The 23,098-nt window shown below is 58.9% G+C and carries 19 protein-coding genes; 8 read left to right on the top strand and 11 right to left on the bottom strand.

Annotated features, from left to right (window positions below):
• The first annotated feature begins 171 nt into the window (after nucleotides 1-171).
• On the top strand, nucleotides 172-1,602 hold the full coding sequence (locus LB557_RS06220) for a PLP-dependent aminotransferase family protein (protein WP_224643183.1): 1,431 nt from the start codon (nucleotides 172-174) through the stop codon (nucleotides 1,600-1,602).
• A gap of 350 nt (nucleotides 1,603-1,952) precedes the next feature.
• Here LB557_RS06220 and LB557_RS06215 read toward each other — a convergent pair whose 3' ends face one another.
• Together LB557_RS06215 and LB557_RS06210 are read right to left on the bottom strand one after the other, a co-directional pair.
• On the bottom strand, nucleotides 1,953-2,270 hold the full coding sequence (locus LB557_RS06215; protein ID WP_015316698.1) for a YMGG-like glycine zipper-containing protein: 318 nt from the start codon (nucleotides 2,268-2,270) through the stop codon (nucleotides 1,953-1,955).
• A 147-nt stretch (nucleotides 2,271-2,417) separates the two neighbouring features.
• Nucleotides 2,418-2,759: a hypothetical protein gene (locus LB557_RS06210; RefSeq protein WP_140620465.1), complete on the bottom strand. Its 342-nt coding sequence runs from the start codon at nucleotides 2,757-2,759 to the stop codon at nucleotides 2,418-2,420.
• Between the two features lie 217 nt (nucleotides 2,760-2,976).
• Here LB557_RS06210 and LB557_RS06205 point away from each other — a divergent pair, with 217 nt between their 5' ends.
• A complete protein-coding gene (locus LB557_RS06205) occupies nucleotides 2,977-3,276 on the top strand; it encodes a hypothetical protein (RefSeq protein ID WP_224643182.1) in 300 nt (99 codons plus the stop codon).
• Nucleotides 3,277-3,639: 363 nt separating this feature from the next.
• Here the strand turns inward: LB557_RS06205 and LB557_RS06200 are convergent, their stop codons facing one another.
• A complete protein-coding gene (locus tag LB557_RS06200) occupies nucleotides 3,640-4,419 on the bottom strand; it encodes a Ku protein (protein ID WP_318013338.1) in 780 nt (259 codons plus the stop codon).
• A 1,274-nt stretch (nucleotides 4,420-5,693) separates the two neighbouring features.
• On the opposite strand from LB557_RS06200, the gene LB557_RS06195 reads away from it, so the two are divergent.
• The 4 genes from LB557_RS06195 (at nucleotide 5,694) to LB557_RS06185 (ending at nucleotide 11,111) form a co-directional block, all read left to right on the top strand.
• Nucleotides 5,694-6,557, top strand: a complete 864-nt coding sequence (locus tag LB557_RS06195; RefSeq protein ID WP_224643181.1) for a YihY/virulence factor BrkB family protein — start codon at nucleotides 5,694-5,696, stop codon at nucleotides 6,555-6,557.
• 1,642 nt (nucleotides 6,558-8,199) lie between these two features.
• Nucleotides 8,200-8,430 (top strand): DUF6074 family protein, encoded by a 231-nt coding sequence (locus tag LB557_RS06190; protein WP_140661279.1) that lies wholly within the window; start codon nucleotides 8,200-8,202, stop codon nucleotides 8,428-8,430.
• Between the two features lie 238 nt (nucleotides 8,431-8,668).
• Nucleotides 8,669-8,983 (top strand): DUF6894 family protein, encoded by a 315-nt coding sequence (locus tag LB557_RS31845; RefSeq protein ID WP_411970524.1) that lies wholly within the window; start codon nucleotides 8,669-8,671, stop codon nucleotides 8,981-8,983.
• A 1,954-nt stretch (nucleotides 8,984-10,937) separates the two neighbouring features.
• Nucleotides 10,938-11,111: a hypothetical protein gene (locus tag LB557_RS06185; RefSeq protein ID WP_318013337.1), complete on the top strand. Its 174-nt coding sequence runs from the start codon at nucleotides 10,938-10,940 to the stop codon at nucleotides 11,109-11,111.
• 243 nt (nucleotides 11,112-11,354) lie between these two features.
• Here LB557_RS06185 and LB557_RS06180 read toward each other — a convergent pair whose 3' ends face one another.
• Together LB557_RS06180 and LB557_RS06175 are read right to left on the bottom strand one after the other, a co-directional pair.
• On the bottom strand, nucleotides 11,355-12,581 hold the full coding sequence (locus LB557_RS06180) for a sensor histidine kinase (protein ID WP_224643180.1): 1,227 nt from the start codon (nucleotides 12,579-12,581) through the stop codon (nucleotides 11,355-11,357).
• Between the two features lie 162 nt (nucleotides 12,582-12,743).
• Nucleotides 12,744-12,962 (bottom strand): DUF768 domain-containing protein, encoded by a 219-nt coding sequence (locus LB557_RS06175; protein ID WP_140661282.1) that lies wholly within the window; start codon nucleotides 12,960-12,962, stop codon nucleotides 12,744-12,746.
• Between the two features lie 1,686 nt (nucleotides 12,963-14,648).
• On the opposite strand from LB557_RS06175, the gene LB557_RS06170 reads away from it, so the two are divergent.
• Nucleotides 14,649-15,188 carry a class I SAM-dependent methyltransferase gene (locus LB557_RS06170; RefSeq protein WP_181172994.1) on the top strand — a complete coding sequence of 180 codons (540 nt, stop codon included), beginning with the start codon at nucleotides 14,649-14,651 and terminating at the stop codon, nucleotides 15,186-15,188.
• 103 nt (nucleotides 15,189-15,291) lie between these two features.
• Here the strand turns inward: LB557_RS06170 and LB557_RS06165 are convergent, their stop codons facing one another.
• The 6 genes from LB557_RS06165 to LB557_RS06140 all read right to left on the bottom strand — a co-directional run bounded on the left by LB557_RS06165 (nucleotide 15,292) and on the right by LB557_RS06140 (nucleotide 22,098).
• Nucleotides 15,292-16,932, bottom strand: a complete 1,641-nt coding sequence (locus LB557_RS06165; protein WP_140620485.1) for an ABC transporter ATP-binding protein — start codon at nucleotides 16,930-16,932, stop codon at nucleotides 15,292-15,294.
• A complete protein-coding gene (locus tag LB557_RS06160; protein WP_181166434.1) occupies nucleotides 16,922-17,746 on the bottom strand; it encodes an ABC transporter permease in 825 nt (274 codons plus the stop codon). Before LB557_RS06160 ends, LB557_RS06165 begins: the two co-directional genes overlap by 11 nt.
• 65 nt (nucleotides 17,747-17,811) lie before the next feature.
• On the bottom strand, nucleotides 17,812-18,858 hold the full coding sequence (locus LB557_RS06155; protein ID WP_140661386.1) for an ABC transporter permease: 1,047 nt from the start codon (nucleotides 18,856-18,858) through the stop codon (nucleotides 17,812-17,814).
• A 64-nt stretch (nucleotides 18,859-18,922) separates the two neighbouring features.
• Entirely contained in the window at nucleotides 18,923-20,572 is a 1,650-nt protein-coding gene (locus LB557_RS06150) for an ABC transporter substrate-binding protein (protein WP_224713028.1), read from the bottom strand.
• Nucleotides 20,573-20,650: 78 nt separating this feature from the next.
• Complete coding sequence (locus tag LB557_RS06145) at nucleotides 20,651-21,004, bottom strand: Rieske (2Fe-2S) protein (RefSeq protein ID WP_140620490.1); 354 nt, start codon at nucleotides 21,002-21,004, stop codon at nucleotides 20,651-20,653.
• A gap of 11 nt (nucleotides 21,005-21,015) precedes the next feature.
• Nucleotides 21,016-22,098, bottom strand: a complete 1,083-nt coding sequence (locus LB557_RS06140; RefSeq protein WP_140661285.1) for an amidohydrolase family protein — start codon at nucleotides 22,096-22,098, stop codon at nucleotides 21,016-21,018.
• A 131-nt stretch (nucleotides 22,099-22,229) separates the two neighbouring features.
• Between LB557_RS06140 and LB557_RS06135 the strand changes: the two genes are divergently transcribed.
• A complete protein-coding gene (locus LB557_RS06135) occupies nucleotides 22,230-23,087 on the top strand; it encodes a LysR family transcriptional regulator (RefSeq protein ID WP_140620494.1) in 858 nt (285 codons plus the stop codon).
• Nucleotides 23,088-23,098: the final 11 nt, after the last annotated feature.

Raw genomic sequence — 23,098 nt, 5'->3', positions numbered from 1 at the left:
TTCATTTAAGCGCCGATCTGTCTCCATCGCGAGAGCCAGTTCGGTGAGAAGTGAAGGTGCCAGTTTCACTTCGCGCGGCGCTCGTCTAAGCTCGATCCGCTCTCATCCCGCGAGGCTTTTCCAATGCAGCTATCGAGGCGTAAGCGCCAAGGCTTTCCGATGGACGCGCTGATGATCAATCGGACTGTGGATGAACCGATTCATCGCCAGCTCTACCGGCAGATTGCCGCGATGATCCGTGAGCGTCGTCTGGCACCGGGATCGGAATTGCCGTCGACGCGCGCGCTGGCTGAGGATCTGGGCCTCGCCCGCAACACTATCGTGGCTGCGTATGACCAACTGGCGACGGAAGGTTATCTTACGAACCGGCAGGGCGCGCGACCGGTGGTCATCGACCTGCCCGTGAACTCGACCGATCAAGGTGGCAAACCCACGGCCGTGGCGATCCGCCGCCCGCTTTCGAGGCGCGGCGAGAGCCTGATGCAGCAACCCTTCCATCATGGAGCGCCAGGGCGCTTCGCCTTTCATCCGGGCATGCCGGACCCACAAAACTTCCCGTTTGGCGTCTGGGGCAGGCTGCTCGCACGCCGGGCAACGTTTGGCGCCGACATGTTGTTCGGCACCTATCATGTGACCGGCCTGCCGGCGCTCAAGGAGGCGATTGCCGGCTACCTGACCTCGGCCAGAGGGGTGCGATGTTCTCCCGAACAGATCGTCGTAACGACGGGGGCGCAGGCGGCGTTCGATCTGCTGGCGCGTCTGCTGCTCGATCCGGGCGACACAGTCTGGCTGGAGGAACCGGGCTACTACGCGGCCAAGGCAACCTTCACCGTCGCTGGCGCCAACATTGTGCCGCTTGTTGTCGACCGCGATGGATGGCAAATGAGCCAGCCCGAGATTTCACCGCGCCTGATCTATGTGACGCCCGCCTGCCAGCACCCCTTGGGAATCACGATGCGCATGGACCAGCGGCTGCGGCTGTTCGAAATCGCCGAGCGCAACAATTCCTGGATCATTGAAGATGATTTCGACGGTGAGTACAGATTTCAAGGAAGGCCGGTGCCCGCCATACAGAGCATGGATTGCGCGGACCGGGTCATCTATGTCGGCACCTTTGCCAAGTTGCTGTTTCCGGCGCTCAGGCTGGGGTTCATGGTCCTGCCCGCCGCCTTGTGCGAGGGCATTCCGCATGCGCTGAGCACGACTGGGCAGTTCGCGCCCCTCCTGCTGCAGGCAGCACTGGCCGATTTCATCGATGAAGGCCACATGACCCGCCATCTGAAGCGCATGCGGCGCATCTACGCCGAGCGCCGCAAGCTTTTCTACGAATTGTGCCAGACCGAACTGGCCGATCACATGACCCTTTCGGCGGCGGAAGCCGGAATCCAGGTCGTTGCTTCGCTTCACGGAAGTTGCGACGATCGGGCGGTCGTGCAATGCGCCGACAAACTCGGTGTCAACGCATCGCCGCTTTCGAAATATTACTGGTCATCCTCCGGGAATGGCCTCGTGCTTGGCTATGCCGCCTGCAACAAGGCCGACAGCGAAGCGGGAATCCGACGTCTGCGCCAGGCCATCGAGCAGGTACGGACTTTGTCATAAACCCGTCGGCCTGCCAGGAAGCGGGAGCCGGCATCACCTCGAAATCCTTCGCCATGACTTGCCGAACACCTGGCTGCTGACCTCACTTGGCGGGGACGGGCGCTGAACGGTCTCGGGTCGGCGTCCGACGTCGGAGTTGTCCCGATTCAGTTCGATCTGGCCCTTGCGCAAATCGTAACATCGCATTGGCCCAGGACCTGATTGGCTCACAATGGCCAAGCAAATCCCGACCAGATACCCAGTCAACCGCCTCGCATGTGCCCCCCTGTGCAGGCATAGCGGTGTCTCTGTTCATCCGCCACAGATGCGTGGCGCATTAACATACCATCGAGCGAGCCTACCGCGCCTTCTCAATAATTGCCGTTGTAGTACCGGTCATCGCACGGCGCGGTGTAAATTCGGCCGTAGCGGTCCTGGTACCGGCAGAGCTGATCCTCACGACGCTGCGGGGTGGTGGCGGAGCCGACCACTGCTCCTAGCAACGCGCCGCCGGCCGCGCCGATCACGGTGCTCTTCGTGTTGCCGCCAATAGCCTGGCCGACCAGGGCGCCGCCGGCGCCGCCCAGCAGAGCGCCCGTAGTTGCCCGCTGCTGGCCTTCCGTCTGCGTTTCGCAGCCTGCCAGAGCTGCCGTCATCAGGACAGCCAAAACCGCTTTGTTGAGTCTCATCTGAGGAACCTCCTTGAGGCCGCGAGGGCCGATCGCGCCAAGTGCTGCGGCATTGCGGCGGAACGGCGGCGGGCTGTCTCACGAAGTGAGACATGGTTTCTCGCTGGTTGAACGTTGATCTAAAACGGGCCCTAATCAGCCAGATTGTTAGGCACGACGTTCCCGTGGCGGTGCTGACAGTTTCCCTGATTGGCGCCGGTCCGGCCATTTTCCCAGCAGCGGCGTTGCATTGCTCTCAATCACCGACGTGCCGAATATTGGGATGAGCGACGGCTCTTCAGCCTTTTTCCTACCTCCAGTTTTCAGCGCTGCGATTTCTTCATCGCGCCTCGTGATGCGGCTTTCCAAGTTCGCGATGCGCTCGGTTAGAAAGTAGCGGCCGGCGACGAATCCTCCGCTCCCGAACAGAACTGAAAAGGTGGCAAACGCTATGGGGTTGCCGATGACCAATGCGGCATTCGTTTGGAAGAAGGCGATCAGGTCGTGCATGTTGAACATCCTCTTGGGTTCCGGAGGGTGGAGTTCCGGTCCGAACGACCACGTCCTTCGAACTAGCCTCGCCGCCGCCGTTTTTTGGCGCCCGGCACAAGCCTCTCCTGCTCATCTGCTTTCAGGAATAAGGAATATATTCCTGTCTCGTCAAGGCCAATTCTTGACCTTTTGTTCTTATTTTGTTCACTGCTGGCCCATGACAGGAAGGCGAACGATGAGACTTCAGCTGGAGATCGAAGGAGGTTCCTCAACAGAGGAGCAGCGCGCCATCGAGGCTACTAAGGCTGTGTTTGCGGCGGCGCGCATCTCGTCCGAGCAGGCAGTAGATGGGATGTCCGCGGTTGAAACTTGGGGCGATGCAGGCTGTCACGACGATCAAGCTCCCGTGCAGGACGAGGATATGGATGGATGCCAACAAGGCGGCGATCGAGTTGTTGGATTGATGTGGGACTGCGATCCGCCTTCTCAGAAAGAGCCGAACTCATCGTCGTCGTGGCATTCGACCGCGGCCTAGATAGAGAACTGTTCACGGGTTACGGCCCGACTGATCGGCAAAGCGAGGAGCGGGTGATTAGGATCGCCAAGGCGCTCGCCTCGAAGCATGTCGGCGTGATTGCCTGAAGCCGAGATGCGGACGCTGCATTGGGCGACTACGGCCCACAACCCTCTTCGTCATCGCCGATGCCAGACATGGAATAAGCCCAGTCACTTTTGCGCCGCGCCTCCCGGGCGGAGTTGGCACGGCAGGATCCGGTCCCATCAAAATATCGCTGGGGGCGCGTATGACTGGAGCCGGACGAATATCGTGCCGCGGCAGACCCGGTTCCGTAGGTGGCCTGCGAGGTTCTACGGCAACAGAGCAGATCGGCTTCGCGCGTTACGCAGCATCCCTACCCGATTTTCGGCCCTTGGATTTGGTGCCGCCCTTGATGCCTTCCTTGGCAAGGCTCTTGCGAAGCACCGAGGCCAGGTCGATGACGTTTTCTTTTGGCGCCGGCGCCGGCTTGGGCGGTGCTTTGCCCTTGCGCTTCGCGTCGATCATGGCAATCAACGCATCCTCGTACGTGTCTTCGAACTTCGACGGATCGAACTTGGTGAATTTCTTGTCGATCAACAGCCCGGCTATTTCAAGAAGGTCTTCATCGTATTTAGGGCTTTCCAAGCCATTGAACACGGTCTTTTCCGACGTCATCTCGTCGTGAGTGCGCAGCTCGGTCAGCAGCATCCCCTTCTGGAAGGGCTGGATCAGCACCTCGCGCCCGCGCTGGTAGAGCACCACGCAAGAGCGCGCGGCCACGCGCTTGTTCGCCATCGCGTCACGAAGAACCGAAAAGGCTTCGAGCGAGGCGCCGTCCGCCGGGATCAGATAATAGGGCTTTTCCAGATATCGAGTGTCGACATCCTCAATTGCGACAAATGAATCCACCTCAAGTGTGTGGGCCGATGTCAGCTTGAGCTTCTTGATCTCATCGGGCTCGATCTTGATGAAATGGTCCTTGTCTACCTCGTAACCCTTGACCTGATCCTCGCCCTCGACGACATCGCCAGTCTCTTCGTCGACATAAGCGCTTTTGACGGGCAGCCCATCTTTCCGGTTCAGTATCTTGAAATGGATCTTCGAGGCCTCGTGGTTGCACCGACCATCTTCACGCCGCACGAAACCGACCCGATCTTCAGGAAGCCTTTCCAAACCGCGCGGGGTGCCGCCATGACATCGCTCCTTGTCTGCCGTCAGTAAGAACACACGAAGTCGCCACCTGTTCCGTCGGCGCGCCCCGGCTCCGCTACTCGGTCGCCGCCATCGGGCTGGTAATTAAGACAGCGCGGACATTCCCGGGGAATGCTGTGGACCGGTAGACGACCGCGTTCGCGCATGCGCGGCCGCGACCGGCGCTGCCGGTGATGTGCCCACCGTGCAACCTCATTTAAGTCAGCTCGAGCCAAGCGTAAGCCGGCCTCTCCGCGCCTGTACATGGCGCATCGACTGACCATGTCCCCAGTCGGGTTTCCCTTGCAGCATGCGAAGGGCCACCGCCTATATACAGATCCGCTTTCAACGCTCTAACCGGAGGTGTTAGAGACGTGGATTAGCTGAAACGCGAATTTCTCCTGCTAGCGTCCTTGCCTCTCCGATCGGTTGGCAAATGGCGGGGTTCAGAAGTCCTAATGCCGGCAGTGTCTTGACGCCAGCAAGGTGTTCGAGTTGCATCAAAACGGCGTCCACCAGGAGTGCAACGGCTCCAGATGACCTGCTCAGTGTCGCGGAAGCAGCCGCCTTAAGGGCGATCCCTGTCCGAAGAGATCGGTGGAAACGCGGCGGGCGAGTGCCAGGTCGTGTGCGGCCCGATTTTTCGGAGGCGCTAACATTGGTGATTCCGCTGGAGCAGCTTTCCGTGTTTGTTCGCAAACGGAAAATAGGCCGCCGTAGCGGAGCCTCAAAATGATGGACCGCATACGCCGGGTCGGAGGAAGTTTCGAGGCCGCAATGATCTTGATCATGGCCCTAGCAGCAATCGGAATCGTCTTGGTCATCACCACCGACATTTTGTGAGTTCTCAGACCTCATGGCCCTGGGCAGCGTTCGCTCGCTCGTCGAGTTGCGTTCCCAAACTGGTGGCTCGCAGACCTGATCTTGTCAGCACCGAAACTGGCAAAATGTCGACACCCGGCAGCTACGCCTCGCCGTATCACTCCGGCGGACGCGCCGGCGTGATCGCCCTCCATGGGGTTCTCCGACGCCATTGCACCGCACTGGGCTAACTCGACAGGAACAATCAACCGATCTTCTTGTTTGACGGCGATCGCGGTTGACCATCTGCCCTTTGCGCTGCGGCGGAACAAAATCCACAGGTGGCCGAGCCTGGAGACGGTCACCGCGCGGGGCGAAACTTCTGATCGTTCAGGTTTCGTAATCGGTAGCGGGAAAAAGAGATGCTGGACAAGACCTGGCGAATTACGAAATCGAGTGTGGCCGGCTTCATCGGCGACAGCGCTTTCAGTCATGGCGCCGCAATGGCGTTCTTCGCCGTGACCTCTCTGGGACCCATTCTGTTGTTGGTCGTGGCCGTAGCAGGCCTGGTATTTGGCCAAAGCGCCGCGCGCGATGCCGTCGCGGGACAATTGACGGGCCTGATGGGCGGTCAAAGCGCGGATGTCATACAAAGCGTACTGCAAAGTGCCTCCAACCGGTCGTCTGGTGCCATCGCCACGATTGTAGGCCTGGTGACATTGTTGCTGACAGCGTCGGGCGTGTTCGGTGAGATGCAGACCGCCTTGAATGAGATCTGGAAAGCAAAGCCCCAGGGGGGCTCCGTCTCTCGCTTAATCCGTGCACGGACGGCCAGCTTGGGACTGGTGATCGCCCTTGGCTTCTTGCTGATCGTTTCGCTTGCTGTGAGCGCCGCCATTACCGCGCTAGGCGACACGATAAATCGGCTTTTGCCGTTCGGATCACTCTTGATCGAAGGGCTGAATGTCTTGATTTCCTACCTGCTGATAGCAGTGCTCTTCGCCGCCATCTACAAGGTCCTGCCGGACCGCCATCTGGAGTGGCGCGACGTGTGGTTCGGAGCGTTTGTGACGGCCGCGCTGTTCACGGCTGGCAAGAGCCTGATCGGCTTGTACTTGGGTAGCAGCGCGATGGGATCGTCATTCGGAGCCGCCAGCGCGTTGATCATTGTGCTGCTCTGGATCTACTACTCCTCGCTAATTTTTCTTCTTGGTGCCGAATTCACTCACGCCTACTCTTTTGAACATGGAAGCCGGCGACCCTTGGGTGAGGCTTCATCGGGTTGAGCCACGGCCGCAGAGCGGCCGGATACGGGGCGAAGACGCGATTGGCAAAAGTGCGGGATTGTTGTTCCTGGAGCGAAGACGGATCGCCAGGGCTACGAACCATCGACTTCGCCATGGGCGACCCAGGAACCACCCGTCGTTTTCGGACCCGTCGCCAGCGGTCCCCCCGCGATACTGACACGGGTTCGAGACGACGCATGGCACAGCGGGCCTTCGTCACTTACTCTCCTATGACCCCATCGAACATGTTGCCCTACGCCTCAACGCTCAGCCTCCGGAAAAGCCGAACTGGAACCTAAACGCACAGGGCTGGTTTGATGGCAAGAAAGGAGACCTCCATGATACGCTTACTCGTTCAATTCGGCGCTCTCTGTCTGGCGTACAATTTCGGCAAACAAATTGGCCGTGAGCAGGGCCGTCTTTCACCAACGGGCCAACCGCGGCGCCGCTCCTTTTCGGAGGCGGGTGCCGCGCAGACTGGTGAGCGCAACGAACAAGGTTAGCCGCTTGCAGACTGCGGCCACCTGCGAACCGCGCAGCGCTTCTGAGGGACCACGCGACGTCGGGCCTCATGCTGGACGAGAAACCTTAGCGGCATGGCGCTCCGCGAGATTGCCCGGCAACTCATCGGGCGGGCATTGGGCAGGCTTTGCACGAGTGTCAGCGCGACGAGGGCCAACGGTGCCTCCTCAACCTGGTAATTGCAGAGCGTCCGACAGTAATTACACCCCCACAGTCAATCCGCACTGTCAGCTTGTCGGCTTTGCGATCGATACGGATGATATCCCCGACGAGAACGACCTCATCTCCAGCGCGGGTTTTGGGTGGCGGGTCAACCGAATAGGGTTGACCATAAGACGGAATGTTTACTTGGGCACGTCCGCTGGGCAGTATTGAGGCGACGGTGCCCTTCAAGGCGACCTCGTCACCGATCTCAAATTCCCGGGGCACGCTATAATGTAGCATGAGCCTCCTCCGGCGCTTCAAGATATCAATGCCGGCAAACTGACTTGGTTGCGTGAAATCGTAAGTCTCTCTCATCGCCCCGGTGAGGCCGAGCACCCTCTCCCCGGAGGGGCACAATGCGCGCGGTTAGGAACTCCAACGCTCCTGATTGACCGCCCGCGATCCAGGAACTCACAAGCGCGCGCGGTAATCGCCCGGGCGCCGTGGACGTCGTACATGTCACCCCGAGCACCGCGTTTTCTTTCCAACTCGTCTTTTCGCGGCAGCTACATGCCACTTCCTGCGAACAAACGCGGTTTCGATCCTAGCAGCCAGGCTGCCATTGCCGCGTTAGGCGCTTTGCGCCAGATAGGCCACGGTCGCAGTCCCACAGCAGAGCCGTGGTGAGGTCATTCAAGTGATCTTCTCTGAATGTGGCAGCGAAGCGACCGTTACATTCTCTTCGCCGCAAGGGCTTCGCCGTGCCGACGATCACGTCTTGACGGATTGGGTTGGCGGCCGCTGCATGCCTTCGCCGCCGGCCCGGCGGGTTCCTGACCACAACGGGGCCACGGAGTCTGTAAGGGTTTATGAAAGCAGTGGATAGTTGCCGAGCAGAGGTGTTCCGGCACGGACTGTTGTTTTAGTCTGCCTCGCCGGATAATACCAAGGCGGCCATGCTCGAACGGTTTAGCCCATGTCAGTTTCTGCCTTTCCTGTCAGCCGAGAGCGTGCATCGGTTATGATCGTCGCCGACGCAATAGCTCGGCTTCCGAATGACGAAGCGGCCGAGCTTTGGTTGGAAACGGCTACGCATCTGTTGTCAGTCGCGATTGAACGCGGAGATGACACAGACCAGGCGCGCACTGAGGTCGTTCGGTTCTTCGATGCGGTTCAACGGATGCGAACCACGGTTTCATCAAAATAGATGGAGACGACAATCGTAGGCTGTGAAAAGCCTACAACTATGAACAGTCTCGTTTCGCACATAGTTGGCGTTTACCGGTGCCCAGGTATCCCAGCATTTGTCTGCGTGAGAGAGGGAACCAGGTGCAGTTACCTATCGCAGGACGTTTACAGAGCGTCTGGATACCAGCCCGAATTCGAGGGGCTGCCTTGGGAATCGGAATACCGGACCGCCAGAAACCCGACAATCTTAGCAACCGATGATACGAAGCGGTAAGTGCCTAACCATACCATCATGGAACCAAGCCCAATCCGGCAGGTTCACCAACGTTATGCCGCTATACTTCTTCGACACGATTGAGAATGGACAGATCACCCGCGATGATCTGGGTGTCGAGATGAGTCCATGCGACATGCGCGAGGAAGCGAAGCGGCTTCTGCCTGCAATCGTGGCAGACCACCCGCTGCCGGCAGACCTCAACGATTTTGCGGTATGGGTCCGCGACAAGTCCGGGTGCTGTGTCTATGAGGCGAGCTTAACGCTAATCACAAGGACGCTGCTTGCGCCAGCGTAGGCCGCCCAGGCTTTTTGGCCGAACCGTGGTGTCACCTGTAGGTCGTCCAAGCGTTGCATGACGCAGCTTTTCTCGCGCTCGGACCTTTCCACGCCTGACAAGGTTTAGCCGTTAGCGTTGTCATTCGGACTGGTCCGCCGAGCTTTCCTTGCATGGTTTTCGCAAGCGCTTTTGTTTGCCAGCCTTGAAAGCGCCGAAGGCGCGCCGGGCGCAGCAGTCCGTCGCCATGAGCACCATGGCAGGCCTGCCGGACTCGCGCTGCACTCCATCGGTCGCGTTTTGATTATCCGGCAGTTCATCTTTGGCCCAGTGCGATAGGGGCTGGTGCGACGCTTGGCGACCATGCCTTGGTTGACGAGGTGAAAGACAAGTCCACCTCCAGTGCGGCGAAACACACAGCCCCGCGTTCCTCCGAGGCATCGGAGCCGACCAGGGAGAGCACTCATGGGTCGACATGGAATGGTTCAGCCTTCAGCTTCAGGCACTCAGCCGCCAGCATCGACGCACGTCTATGGTGATGATCAACTCCAGCAGAGCCGGGCCCGGCCGCCCACCGGTCCCGACAACGTCCGGGCAACTATTTTTGCGCTTTGGCCATTTTCGGGCGGTGCGTTCTACGGGGCTCCGTTCGACTATGGCGGCCGCTATTGCGGCCCGCGCTACCACAGTGACTATCCTGGTTATATGGCTCGGTATCCGCACCGCTACTCTAGGCATCACCACCGCCATTGCCGGGTCAAGCTGTTGCACCGGGACCATTACCAACTGGGTGTTGGAACGCGTGCAAATTTGCCCTTACTGACGGCCCGCCTCGGCTTCACTGATTTCTCTCGGTTAACTGGCCCTCGTTACTTTGGTCGCGCCGATCACCGCCAAGCGACGTGTTCGACGTGCGAAGTCCATCGACAGGCGGCAATTGTGTAAAACGGTGGCCGCCACGGCACAATGAGCGCAAGTGACATGAGCGGAGGATGGGAATGATCATCTTGGCTGGCCAGCCGCCCGGCTGAGACGAGGGTCCCCGAAACACTACGGGCAAGTTGCTATTCCTATCCGAATCTGCTCTCCTCTTCCAAGGACCAGTCGCAACGCAGTTTGCTGAATCCATGGTCCCTGTCCTTGATGGCGACCGACGTTTCCCCCGCTCCCCAACCGGCGTCGGTCGCCCTGCTCTTTGGGCAGTTCAATCGCCGATGGCCATGGTTTCCGAGAACGCGGCAGACCTCCCCGCGAGAGCCGCCGGACCGGCACAGGCAATCCATCTGAAGGCAGCATTCTCTGCGCCATCGCGGTGCTCATGGACAAAGGACATGGAGAAAATGTCCAGCTTCGTCGGAACTGCTCGCCACCGCCATCAACATTGTGGAAAGAACAAGCCGAGCGCGTCAGATGGCCCGAGATTCGACAGCCTATCCGATTAGACCGTCGGGTTTGTTGGAGCAGCCTTGAGCATTACCCGTGCGCTTTCTAACCCGGACTTTGGTCCCGGTTGCTTCCGACCGAAGACCAGCATCGGGAACCTTCGATTCTGCGTGAAGTTGGGTCGGAGCTCAAAATTTGTCCGGTGTGAGGCTGGTGGAAGATGGCACTCTCTCGACGACTGCTGATGTGCAACATGACGTTCGAATGTCCTCATTGCGGTTTCGCTCTGAAACGGGCAGGCAGTTGGTTTCAGGTCGTTTCCTCGCGCCGCTGCGAGGGATGTCAAAGCCAGTTTCGAATCACTTATCCCGACAAACTCACCCTCTTCGCCAAGCATGAGCAGGAGGCAGTGCTTGAGGCTCACAGCGCTAACCGCCAGATTGCATCGTAGTGATGCCTGTTCAAGTCACGGCATTCGAGATTACAACTCCGCCCTCCCCCCGCCGCCAGCCAAAGGATATGGAACGATGCTAAGTGGAGCTGTCACATCCCCCGTGCCTTGGGGATGCGCGTCGCCAGCCTTCGAGCCCGAATGCAGGCGGCCGAGATCACTGAAGACGAATTAATGGCCTTCCAGAAAGTCGTCGCGATCATGGAAAACGGACTAGGCCGTATCGATGGCGACGATCTTATCGCGGCCTCCTTCGTCGACGATCTTTCGCCGGAGAACGTAGCCGACCACGCCGACATTCAGCCGACTCTTTGACTCCCGTGCCGAAGCAGCGACAAAGTCGCAGGCGAACTTGTGGCAGCGGAATCGCCCACGTACAGATCGCCGTCATGGGACCCGACCGCGACGAGTTGCTGGCTAGGGGGGCGCTCCAGCTGCCATTCTTGCGGCGGTGTTCAGGCCCGCTTGGACCTTTCGGGATTGACGCTCAGAGTGCGGGTTCTCGTCGACAGCACTTGCTAGGTGGCTTGCGCCAGCATTGCTGGCGGGCTGATCGGATTAATGTGAGCTGCGACGTTGAAGTCTCGCAGGCGGCGTCTCTGCTCCTTGCGACCTCATGCAGCGCCGAAGTTCGATGTTCCTCGTATGCAATGCTGGCCGAAAACTGGCGCACAGTGGTTTATTTTTTGAGCCGTGACAGAGGCACACGTTTGAGATTGCCAACCCACCGGCCGCCCAGTCGCGCGAAATTGTGCCGTCGAGCCCAGCAATGGTTGCTTGCTCAAGCTGGGTACCGAAGCCCGAGCTGCGAGCAGGTCCATAAATCTCCGGACCTCCGGTTTCGCTCCAGATCAGAAGAAGGCTTTTGGCATCAATCATACTCAGAACATCCAATTTCCCTCCAGCGCTTGCAAAACAACCGTGTTTGGCCGCATTGGTCGCGAACTCGCTGATAATCAGCGCCAGCGATGTCATGGCACTGCTTCCGAGGGGGACATCTACCCCCTTGATGCTTGTCCCGATCTGGGGCGCATTTTTGTACGGCGCAAGAACCGCGTTGAGCAGTGCCAAGAGGGTCGTCTCGCGTTGAATTTCGGCGTCGTCCCGGAGGTCTGCCAAAATAAGATCATGGGCACGGGCCAGTGAGGCCAGCCGGTCTCGCATGTCGCCTGCCAACTCGGCCGCACTGCTCGCTGACCGCTCACTCACCGACACCAAAGCCGACGCGACAGAAAAAAGATTCTTCACTCGGTGATTCATTTCCCTCAGCAGCAGCTTTCGCCGTTTCTCGTTTCGCCTCCTCTCGGAAATATCCCTCGCGATCTTGGATGCGCCCAGAATTGTGCCACCATTCCCCAGAACAGGCGAGACAGTCACCGAAACCTCGACCAGGCTGCCGTCTTTGCGCTTCCGAATGGTGTCAAAATGTTCGACGCGCTCGCCCCGACGTATCCTCTCCAGAATGGCATCTTCCTCTTGCCGTCGATCTTCGGGAATCAGGATGAGTATCGATTGCCCGACGGCTTCTTCGGCCGAAAAACCGAAGATACGTTCGGCGCCGGTATTCCAACTGGTGATGATGCCTTCAATCGTCTTACTCAGGATCGCGTCGGTAGAGCTCTCGACGATGGAAGCAAGCCAAGCGCGTGCGTCTTCACTGCCCTTAGCGCCGATTTCTTCATCGGGCGGAGGCGGCACCAAATAGAGAGGCACAGCGGCTGGACCAATGTCACCCTGACCGAAACGCAAAAATCCATTCCTCTTGGCAGGCAAATGAACGGGCATCCGATTTCCTTGCTTCCAGAAAAATGGAAGCGTCGAACCGCGATAGCAAGTCTGCAGAGCGTCCCCAAAGCGAAAACTTGCAGTTAATTGTCGTGGAGAACGATCATGAAGGCCGCCAAGGTGACGGCGGATCAAAGGGACTCACCCGAAGGAACTACAGGATCATTGGTTCGGGGTGGTCGGTGAAGAGCAGGCTGCGGTCAGCAAATACAGTTTGGTCGGCCGGGATGGGCGTTCCGAGCACCCTTTCACATAGCTGCCGGTCGCTTCGATCTCGGTACTGCTGACCCCGATCGCCTTGGCCGCGGAGAAAAGATTGTGGATTGCGGCGGCCACCGAGATCACGTCTGGACTGGCCAAGCCTGACAAATTGCTGCTCACTCACTTGTCCACAAAATTGACGCCGGGAGTGCTCATGCAGCCCTCAGGCGACGAACGTAAGCGAAGCTTCGTTATTTCGGTGACACGCAGCCAGTTTTTTACCTTGTGCCTCAATGTGACCGGCCGGCTGAGGTGTGCTTCTGCCGCTTTGAATGGCACCTGGGCCATGACCTGCGAAGACACAACCGACCCGCCGGCCATGATCTCAACTCGATACTCGGCCACTCACGCCCCCGCGATTGTTACCCCACCGCGATATAATTAGTTCGAGCTAAAATGGTTCCGGAACTTCGGCGGAGCCAGATGTTGCAGCCCGCGTGGAAAGGCCCATTTGACCAGGGCGGCTCGGTGGCTTGATCTCGCAGGGCAAACCGCCGAGCCTAACTGGCAACGGTTGCCAGCTTATGTGAAATTAGCATCGTGGCCATTGGCCGGCGTCGTTCAAACACACGAGCAAAGAAGACAACGCGGCGTTAGGTTCCAGTGTCGCGCGTAGCGGCACCCACCCTGAAAATTTCAAGCTTCTCGCTGTAAGAGAGCCTTACCCTTTCGCCGCATCGCTTGCAGGTGAACGTCGTTACGGACTTGACCCAGGAGCCTTTCCTGACCAGTGGGTTTTTGCAGCTCGGACACTGGAAGGTCAGGTTTTTGTCAAGCAGCTGATTGGATAGAGCCATCTCATCTTCTCCCAAGATGGAGTGGCCGTGCAAGACTGGTGCCAAAAATGTGCGTATTAGAACGACACAATTGGCGGCGGATCGGGAGTCTTGCCAGGAGTCAATGTGAGGCTGGGCACTCTCGGCAGTCGAATCACTGCCTGGCCATCCCAGTTGGTAGCGGCCGCACCGGTCTCGGCGCAACCAGGCGCGCGTGCGCGAAGCTCCTGGGATCGTCTCCCGATAGATTTCACTACTTCGTCCGACACGTCACCTTTGGAGGGCCGCCTACACTATTGTTCCGGCTGAGCCTACTGGCGTGTGTCTCTGGGGCATTCTTTGAACTCGCAGGCTGGACTGGAACCAAACCGGAAAATAAGTCTTTCCCAAGGGAAGGGCTACAACGGACCCGACACAATGGATGGACATTTCGAACTGGAACTAGCCAAGGCCAGACTGAGTGTGAGCCAAGCAGAGTCGGAACTGAAACGTGTCGAGCGGACAAGCGCTAGGCGTGGGCATCGATCTCGCCCTCTGCGACACGATAAGAGGCGCCCAGCGCCGCGTCAATGAAGCAAGAGAGCACCTGGCGAGGATCAAGGTCGGCGATTCACCTGAGGTTTGCCCACGCGGGCACGGAGGCTAGTTCGTCAGGATAAGCGGTTCGGTGGATTGATCGCGCATCGGCAGGAAGACCGAGCTTAACCGGCAACCGCATCGCTTATCATCTTTCCCAGCTGAGCCTCAGATGTGCGCCATCTGCCCCCAAAGGCGCAATTGGAAGCAATTCGGATGCGACGGCTCCGTCAACTCTGGATCACAATGGCACTTCGAGTTTTGCCGCAAAATTGCCGCCGACGGCAAAGCCCGACTGCGGCGTGTAGCCGGCGGATCAACTACTAATCGGTTGCCGGCAACCCGTGAAGCGCCCTATCATCGGCACGGGGTTGGGAATGTGATGGCGCCGAGGTTCATAGCAAAACAGCTTTCTTGGCCGGCTGGGTTCGGCGGATGGCTCGTCCGAGCCGGTATGAACCGGGGCAACGCCCGCCTGAACAGCTACGCTCTCGACCAATTGCAGTTGGTTCCTGAAGACCGAGTGCTGGAAGTCGGATTCGGCGGCGGCGCAGCACTGCCGCGACTCGTTCTTGGCGCATCATTCGTCTGCGGTGTTGACCGCTCTCAGGATGTGACGAGCGCAGCCGCTCGCAAATTTGCCGATGCGGTGCGCGCCGGACGAGCCGAGTTTCACGTCGGGGCGGTTGAAAAACTGCCGTTGCGGGATGCGACATTCGACAAAGCCCTCAGCGTTCACACCGTATACTTCTGGGAAAGCCTCAAGGCCGGATCTTCGGAATTGGCACGAGTACTCACGCCTGGCGGGCGAATCGTGTTGGGCTTCCTTCCCAAGGCACGTATGGATCGGATGAACATGCCAGCAGATATCTTCACCCCACGTGAGCCTGACGAGATCATCGCTGCTTTGCAAGGAGTGGGGTTCAACGAGACGGAGCTTCGAAAACCGAACACGGAAACGGCATGGGCCGTCGCGACAGGTGTGCGAAGCTGAGCTGTCCGCGCCGATCCAGCGCGGCAAGAAAAAAGTTCGCAGGCGTGAGCCAGCGGCCTACGAGCATCTTTGCCGAAACATCGGGGTGCCGGTGGCGGCGGGATTAGCTGCAAATTGGTTTCCGTCGAGCAAGCAGGCCCGTGAGCCAGTCTGGATCCATCTGCGGCACCGAGGAGAGAAGCAGTTCGGTGTAGGCTGCGTGGGGTGGCGCGAGTACCTCGGTTTTCCAACCCTGCTCCACCACCTGCCCCTGGTGCATAACCACGACCTCGTCGGCAATTGCTCTTACCGTTGCGATATCGTGCGTAATGAAGATGTAGCTAATGCCGAGTTCGTGCTGCAAGCGCATCAGGAGCTTCAAGATCTCTTCCTGCACAATCTGATCGAGTGCCGAGGTCACCTCGTCACAAATAATAAGTTCTGGGTTCGCGGCGAGCGCGCGGGCGATGCAGATCCGCTGCTTCTGGCCACCCGACAATTCACCGGGCAGCCGGTCGAGGAAGCTTTCGTCCATCTCGATCATGTGCATGAGCTCGCCGACCCGCCGGTCGCGCTGCTGCCCCTTAACGCCCAAATAGAACTCAAGCGGGCGTGCGATTATCTCCTCGACCGTCTGGCGGGGGTTAAGCGCGCTATCCGGCGACTGATAGATCATCTGGATACGGCGCAGCAGGTCTTTCGAGCGGCGTTTCAACGAGAGGGTGAGCGGCTTGCCATCAAAGGACATCGATCCAGACAAGGCAGGCAAGAGACCCGTGACGACGCGGGCGAGGGTCGATTTCCCCGACCCTGATTCGCCGACCACTGCGACCGTTCGGCCGCGCGGAACCTTGATCGACACATCCACCAGCACCTTGACCCTTCCGGCATAAGCGGCGGTAACATTGTCGATGGTCAGTAAATGGTCCTCGGTCCGAATCTCGGGCTTCGCAAGCTTGCGCACTGCCCAAAGCGTCCGAGTGTATTCCTGGGTGGGAGCCGTAAGTATCTGCCGCGTATCGGCTTCCTCAACCGTTTGTCCGTGCCGCAAGACCATAATCCGGTCCGCCATCTGCGCCACCACGGCCAGATCGTGAGTCACATATATCGCTGCTGTGTTAAATTCCTCAACAATCCTGCGGATCGACGCAAGGACCTCGACTTGGGTGGTCACATCCAGCGCAGTTGTCGGTTCATCGAACACGATCAGGTCGGGGCGGCAGGCCATGGCCATTGCCGTCATGGCTCGCTGTAGCTGGCCGCCTGATACCTGATGCGGATACCGAAAACCAATGGTCTCAGGCTGTGGGAGTTGGAGGCGCCGATAAAGCTCCACGGCATCGCGATTAGCTTTCTCTCGGCTGGCGATCCCGTGCGCAACTGCCGTTTCAACCGTCTGGTCGAGGAGCCGGTGAGCAGGGTTGAACCAGGCGGCGGCGCTTTGCGCAACATAAGCAATGCGGGAGCCCCGAAGCCGCCGACGACGGGCTTCGCTCATTGACAAAAGATCGGCACCGTCGAAAAGCACCGCGCCTCGGCTAATACGGCAGCCCGGCTTTGCATACCCCATTGCGGCAAGGCCTATGGTCGATTTTCCGGCGCCGGATTCGCCAATCAGCCCGAGCACTTCTCCGCGTTTAAGCGAGAGATCCACGCCGCGCACGATCGGGTGCCAGCGCTCGTCGGAGAAGCCTTCAACGTGAAGATCCCGGACCTCGAGCAGATCTGTTCCCTTTTCGCGCAGGGCGGCACGGCTAGTTTTCATCACGCAGTCCGCTCGTCGAATGCAAAAACCAGTCCACGACAAAGTTCACCGCTACTGTGAGGAGCGCAATGGCGCCGGCCGGCAGTAGCGGAGTGACATCACCATAAGTGATCAGCGTGGCGTTTTCCCGCACCATCGACCCCCAATCAGCCGACGGCGGCTGTATGCCCACCCCCAGGAACGACAAGGCTGCAATCGTCAGAAACACAAAGCAGAATCGCAGACCAAATTCCGCGATGAGCGGCGGCAGAATGTTGGGCAGGATTTCCTTGCGCAGGAGCCATGCTGCACCTTCGCCGCGCAATCGCGCGACCTCAACATACTCCATCACCGCCACGTTGAGCCCGACGGCTCGCGCCAAACGGAACACGCGGGTGGAATCGAGCAGCGCTATGATCAATATAAGGCTGGGTATCGACGAACCGAATATGGAGAGGAGCATCAGCGCGAAAATCAGGCTGGGGATCGACATCAACACATCCACAGCGCGCGACAAGATCTGATCTAGCCACCCTCGGTACATTGCCGCCAGAAGCCCGAGTGTCACACCGGCTGCAAAGGATATGACGGTTGTCGCGAAGGCGATGCCGATCGTGTTGCGGGCTCCGTAGATCAGTCGAGTGAGCATGTCGCGACCGAGTTGGTCGGTGCCGAACATGAACTCGTGACTCCAGGGCGCGAACGCCTCGCTAAAGACCTGCGTTTCCCGGTACGGTGCGATCAGTGGCGCAAAAAGGGCGACGAGAACGTAGCAGAGGGTTACCCCCATACCGAACCAGGCACTGAGCGGGGCCTTCTTCAGCGATGTCGTCATGCGAGATCGGCGTGTGCGCCTTATCCTGGGCGCCCTGGGGGGCTGGATGACGGGCTCCGCGCTTGTCATCGCGGGTGCAACAGCCTCGGGTTGGTAGCGATCGAAATGATGTCGGCGATCAGGTTGAGCAAGATGTAGGTTGCGGCGAAGACGAGGGCGCAGGCCTGCACGACGGGTACGTCTCTTGATTTCACGGCATCGACCATCAGTTGGCCGACGCCAGGGTAGACGAATACAACCTCGACAACCACGACGCCGACGATGAGATAGGCAAGATTGAAGGCGACAACGGTCACGATCGGAGCCCAGGCGTTTGGCAAAGCGTGCCGAAGCACGACCACCATTGGCGTCATTCCCTTCAACCGAGCCATGTCGATATAGGGGCTTGAAAGCATGTTGATGATCGCCGCGCGCGTCATGCGCATCATGTGAGCGACGATGACGAGTGTAAGCGTGATCGACGGCAGGGCTGCGCGCCAGACGTGCTCCCAAAACGGCGTCTGATCGTTTATATTCGCCAAGGTCGGGAACTTCGGTACGACGTTCAAGGTCCAGTTGATCGAAGCCGCAAGCCATAAGGGCAGCGACTGCGCGAACTGCGTGCCCGCGAACGTATCGCGGGAGATGATCAGGAAAGCGAGCATGTAGGCGACGAAGAACTCAGGGAACGAAATTGTCGTGAGTGTCACCGTGTTTACAAGCCGATCGAACCAGCTGTTGCGGTAGAGGGCCGCAAGAATACCCAATCCCAATGCCAGCGGCACCGCGATGAGCGCCGTCATGACGGCCAGAAACATGGTGTTGTATAAACGCGGTGCGATAATCTCCACGACCGTGCGTCGGTAGCCGGTTCGACTGGCGAAGGACGACCCGAGATCCCCTCGTGCCATCTTGCCCATCCAGCTGAAGTAGCGTTCGACCGGCGGGCGATCGAGGCCCACCTCGTGCTGAAAAGCCGCTACGGTTTCGGGTGTAGCTGATTGACCAAGCATCGCCTTCGCAAAGTCGCCGGGCAGCATCGTGATCGCCGAAAAGATAATAATCGAGACGATGAACAGCGTAATCAGGCCGAGACCCAACCGTTGCAGAACCGTTTTTAAAACCGGATTCATACGCATGCTGCGCGCTTTCCCAAAAGCCCGCCGTCCATTGCGGACGGCGTGCTTGGCGAACATCTTATGCCTGTGCCATCCACCAGCGCTCGGCCATCTTCAGTCCGTCATTCTCCCAATTCGGCGCCACGTCGCCATGGGCTAGTTTCTTCGATTTGGCGCTGACGAAGTTGTTGAACACCAGCACTATGCTGCCACCATCGTCATGGGTCAGCTGCTGCATTTCGGCGTACATGGCGGCACGCTTGGCTTCGTCGGTTTCAGCTCGTGCCTTTACGAGCAACTCATTGAAGCGCGGGTTTTTCCAGAACGACTCGTTCCAACTGGATTCCGCTGCGAAGGCCTGCGTGAACATCCAGTCGGCCGTCGCGCGACCACTCCAGTAGGATGCGCACCAAGGCTTCTTCAGCCAGATGTTGTCCCAATAGGCGTCTTCGGCCTCGCGCACCACGTTGACGTCGATGCCGCACTGTGCGGCCGTCTCGCGAATGAGTGCGGCCGCGTCTACCGCACCTGCGAAAGCGGCATCTGCGACCGAAAGATCGATTTTCAGCTTCTCCATCCCCGCCTTCTTCAGATAATGGCGCGATTTCTCGGGATCGAAACTGTGTTGCGGCTCCGGGTTCTTGTAGAACTTGATCGCCGGCGCGATGGGACTGTCATTGGCAACGGTGGCATGCCCAAGGAAAATCTTGTCGGCGATCTCTTGACGGTTGATCGCCCATTTCAACGCCGTGCGCACATCCGGATTATCGAAAGGCGCCATGGTGACGTTCATCGGCAGCGTATAATGCCCGTAGCCGGTGATCTCGATGATGTCGATTTTGGGATTTCGCTTCAACATGCCGAGTGTCTTCAGATCGGCGCGGCCGATATAGTCCACCTCCCCGGTCGAGAGCGCAGCCATGCGTGCGGCCAAGTCGGTGATTGCGATGAACTCCACCTCGTCCAGGTAGGGCCTTCCGTTCTTGAAGTAGTTTGGATTGCGCTTGAGCTTGGCCGAAACGCCCGGTTGGAAGTTCTCGAGCACGAATGCGCCCGTGCGTGCGCCCGAAGCCCAATCCGCTTTCCCGTCAACGCTCGGCATGATCACGAGATGATAATCGCTCATGATGTAGGGGAAATCGGCGTTGCCGCTGTCGAGCGTGAAGACAACCGTTTGTGGGCCGTCGGCCCTGACGTCCTTGACGGAGGCAAGCAGAGACTTCGCGGCCGATTTGGTGTCGGCACCCATGTGATACCGCATGGAGGCCACGACATCGTCTGCCGTCACGCTTTTGCCATTGTGGAAGGTCGTGCCCTTGCGCAGCTTAAAGACCCAGGTCTTGGCGCCGTTGGATGCTTCGAAGCTTTCTGCAAGATCCGGCTGTACGCCACCCTTAGCGTCGACCTCCGTGAGGCCGTTGGACATCGCACCCGAAAAAGCAGTTTGGGAGAAGGTATCGGGATAGCCGGCCGGATCTACGGAATCAGTAGTCGCCCCGTGGGCCATGCCGAGCTTTGCGAAGCCTCCTTTTTGCGTTTCTGCTCGTGCCGCAGTGACAAAGAGCTGATCTGCGGCTGCGATGGCCAGACCTGCCGCCAATCCTAGATGGATGAACTCACGCCGCGAAACCTTGCCGCTCCCGACAAGACCTTTCGCGATGCGCAGTTTGTACTCTGATTCCGACATTGCCGTTCTCCCATTTGCGGATTTTCCGCGTTCTTTTTCCAACCGTCGTCGAGCACGCAATGCGTAAGTGCCCTGTCTTCGTCTTTTGTGTTCCTTCCTGTGCCTTCCGCTCTTGCCCGATCAGGCAGTCACATAGATGTTGCCGTCCTCGACCATGACGGGGAACGTTCGTGCACGCACGGTGGAATCGACCAGCGCCGAACCCGTTTTGATGTCAAACTCCCAGCCATGCCAGGCGCAGCGTACGATCTCGTTTTCCCGGTGATAGACGAAGCGCGCTTCGTCGACCGGCGCAGTGGTTCCGCATTGCGGGCCCTCACACAGCGGCGCCCCGCGATGCGGACAGATATTGAGTAGCGCGTGGAAAGTCTCTCCGATGCGAAACACGCCCACCGAAAGGCTGCGGACCTTTGCGATTACGGGTGTGCCCGTTTCGATCTCGTCGACGCGACAGATGAAGATTTTCTCGGCCATGTTCTGCTCCGTCAGGCAGCATTCGCGGTCAGGATGGGGGAAATGCGCTTGTAAACGTCGAGTGCATTTTGACCCATCACCTTCGTCCTCCAAGCGGGAGGAATGTGCAGCGTGTTGGCGTCGTCGTAGTCCCAATGCGGATAGTCTGACGCAAACATAAGCGTGTTTTCACCGTCCATTGCTTCCAGAATGGACCAGAGATGCTGCACATTCGCCGGCTGCTCCAGGGGCTGTGTGGAAAACCGAATATTTCGGCGGCAGTACTCGGACGGCAGCATCTTCAGCCAAGGCGTCTCCTTGCGAAGCGCCTTGTAATCGGCGTCGAGGCGCCACAGCACCGTCGGCACCCAGGCCACGCCGCATTCGACCACAACGAAATAGAGTTCCGGCCATTTTTCGAAGACTCCATGCGCAATCATGCTGGCGACATGGCTGATCGCCGACATGTGCAGGATGGCGTGTGTCTCCCAGAAGAATGTCGTGGGGGCAGGCGCGATGGCGTTCCAGTTGATTCCCCCATGGCCGCCGAGGTGGATGGCGAAGGGCAATCCCATTTCCGCGCAGGCTTCGTAGATCGGGTGGTAGAAGGGATCGCCGTACGGCCGCACAGAGCCTTGGGAGGCCAGAACCTGGACCATGCGCGGGTGGCTGCCGAGCCGACGGATCTCGGCCGCCGCCTGCTTCGGATCCTGAGGCGCGATGATAATCGAACCCATGAAGCGGTTGTCCTTCGGCAACCACTCCGCGACCTGATAGTCATTGTAAGCACTGACCAGCGCACTGGCATAATAGGGGTTGGCCAGCGTCGAGGCTTCAATCGGCTCGTCACCGGTGAGAATCGCCACGCCGACATTGTATTTGTCGAGATGCTTTTCTTTCATGATCCGGTAGTTGTCGGCTTCGGTCTCGGGCCGCACGTCCTTTCGCGAGAAATCTTGCGGATGGAACCAGGGCCGATGGCCATGCGGGAAGGATCCTCTAGGGCCGGTCTTTTCGCCCTCTATGAACATGTCCTTCCAAACGCCCGAGAGGTAGGGCTCGAGCACCGTGGCGCTGGACCAGTAGTTGTGGCAATCGCAGTCAACGATGAACACTTTAGCTTCGCTCCCTCTTTGCAGACCGCGTTCTGCTGGCCGTTAGTCTCTTTAGCTTCCGCCTTGACAAATGCCGGATCAAGCCAATGATCTCTGGGTAATGATCGGGTTTTTCGATTGAGGGTTAGTGCGTGCAGCTGGACCACATTGAGACGTTCCTCGACATCATCGAATCGCGGAACTTCAACCGGACTGCCGACCGGCTGAACATTACGCAGTCGACCGTCAGCAGCCGGATCAAGAGTCTCGAAAGCGCTGTAGGGTCGGAGCTTTTCCATCGTGGTCGCGCCGGTGCTGAACCGACAGCGGCGGGGCGACGTTTCGAAGCCTACGCGCGGGCGATGCTGTCGACTTGGTCGCAAGCGCGCCATGACGTGCGGGCCTTCAACCGGTTCGAAGGAACCCTGCGCGTGGCAGCGCAGGTTGGCATGACACGCTCAGTGCTGCCTGGGTGGGTGGAGGCGCTCTGTCGGGCCCTTCCCACAGCCTCGATCCATGTGGAATCCGACTATTCCAACCAGATGGTGACAGATCTGAGCATGGGGAATCTGGATATAGCCGTGCTCTACGCACCCCGCTATCTTCCCGAGATTGCTTACGAGCATCTGATGGTCGAGGAATATGTGATGGTGTCGACCTTCGCCAGGACAATGTCGCAGGTCAATCCCGACAGCTACATTCGGCCGGGCTACACCGTCGTACTCGAGAAAACGCATTCCGAGCTTATCCCCTCCCTCGCAATCTCGCGTCTCTCCATGGGATCCGAAAGCCTGGCAGAAGCGATGCTGCGGCGAACTGGGGGGAGTTGTTACATGCGCAACGACGATGCCCGCAGGTTTACGGCCGAGTGCCCTTCCTTCCTGGTCGAGGACGCACCGACGCTTTATCAGCCTGTCCACACGGCTATGCTCGCGCGGCGCAAACACGAACCGATTATTCGAAAGGGGCTTCGTGCGCTCCAGCTCGCGGTGATGTCGCTCGAGAGCTAAATCGAAATTCC

Source organism: Mesorhizobium sp. BR115XR7A (assembly GCF_020165315.1).
In the GTDB taxonomy this organism is placed as follows: Bacteria; Pseudomonadota; Alphaproteobacteria; order Rhizobiales; family Rhizobiaceae; genus Mesorhizobium; species Mesorhizobium australicum.
The sequence above is the reverse complement of the archived record's forward strand: the minus strand, read 5'-3'. Positions and strand labels throughout refer to the sequence as shown.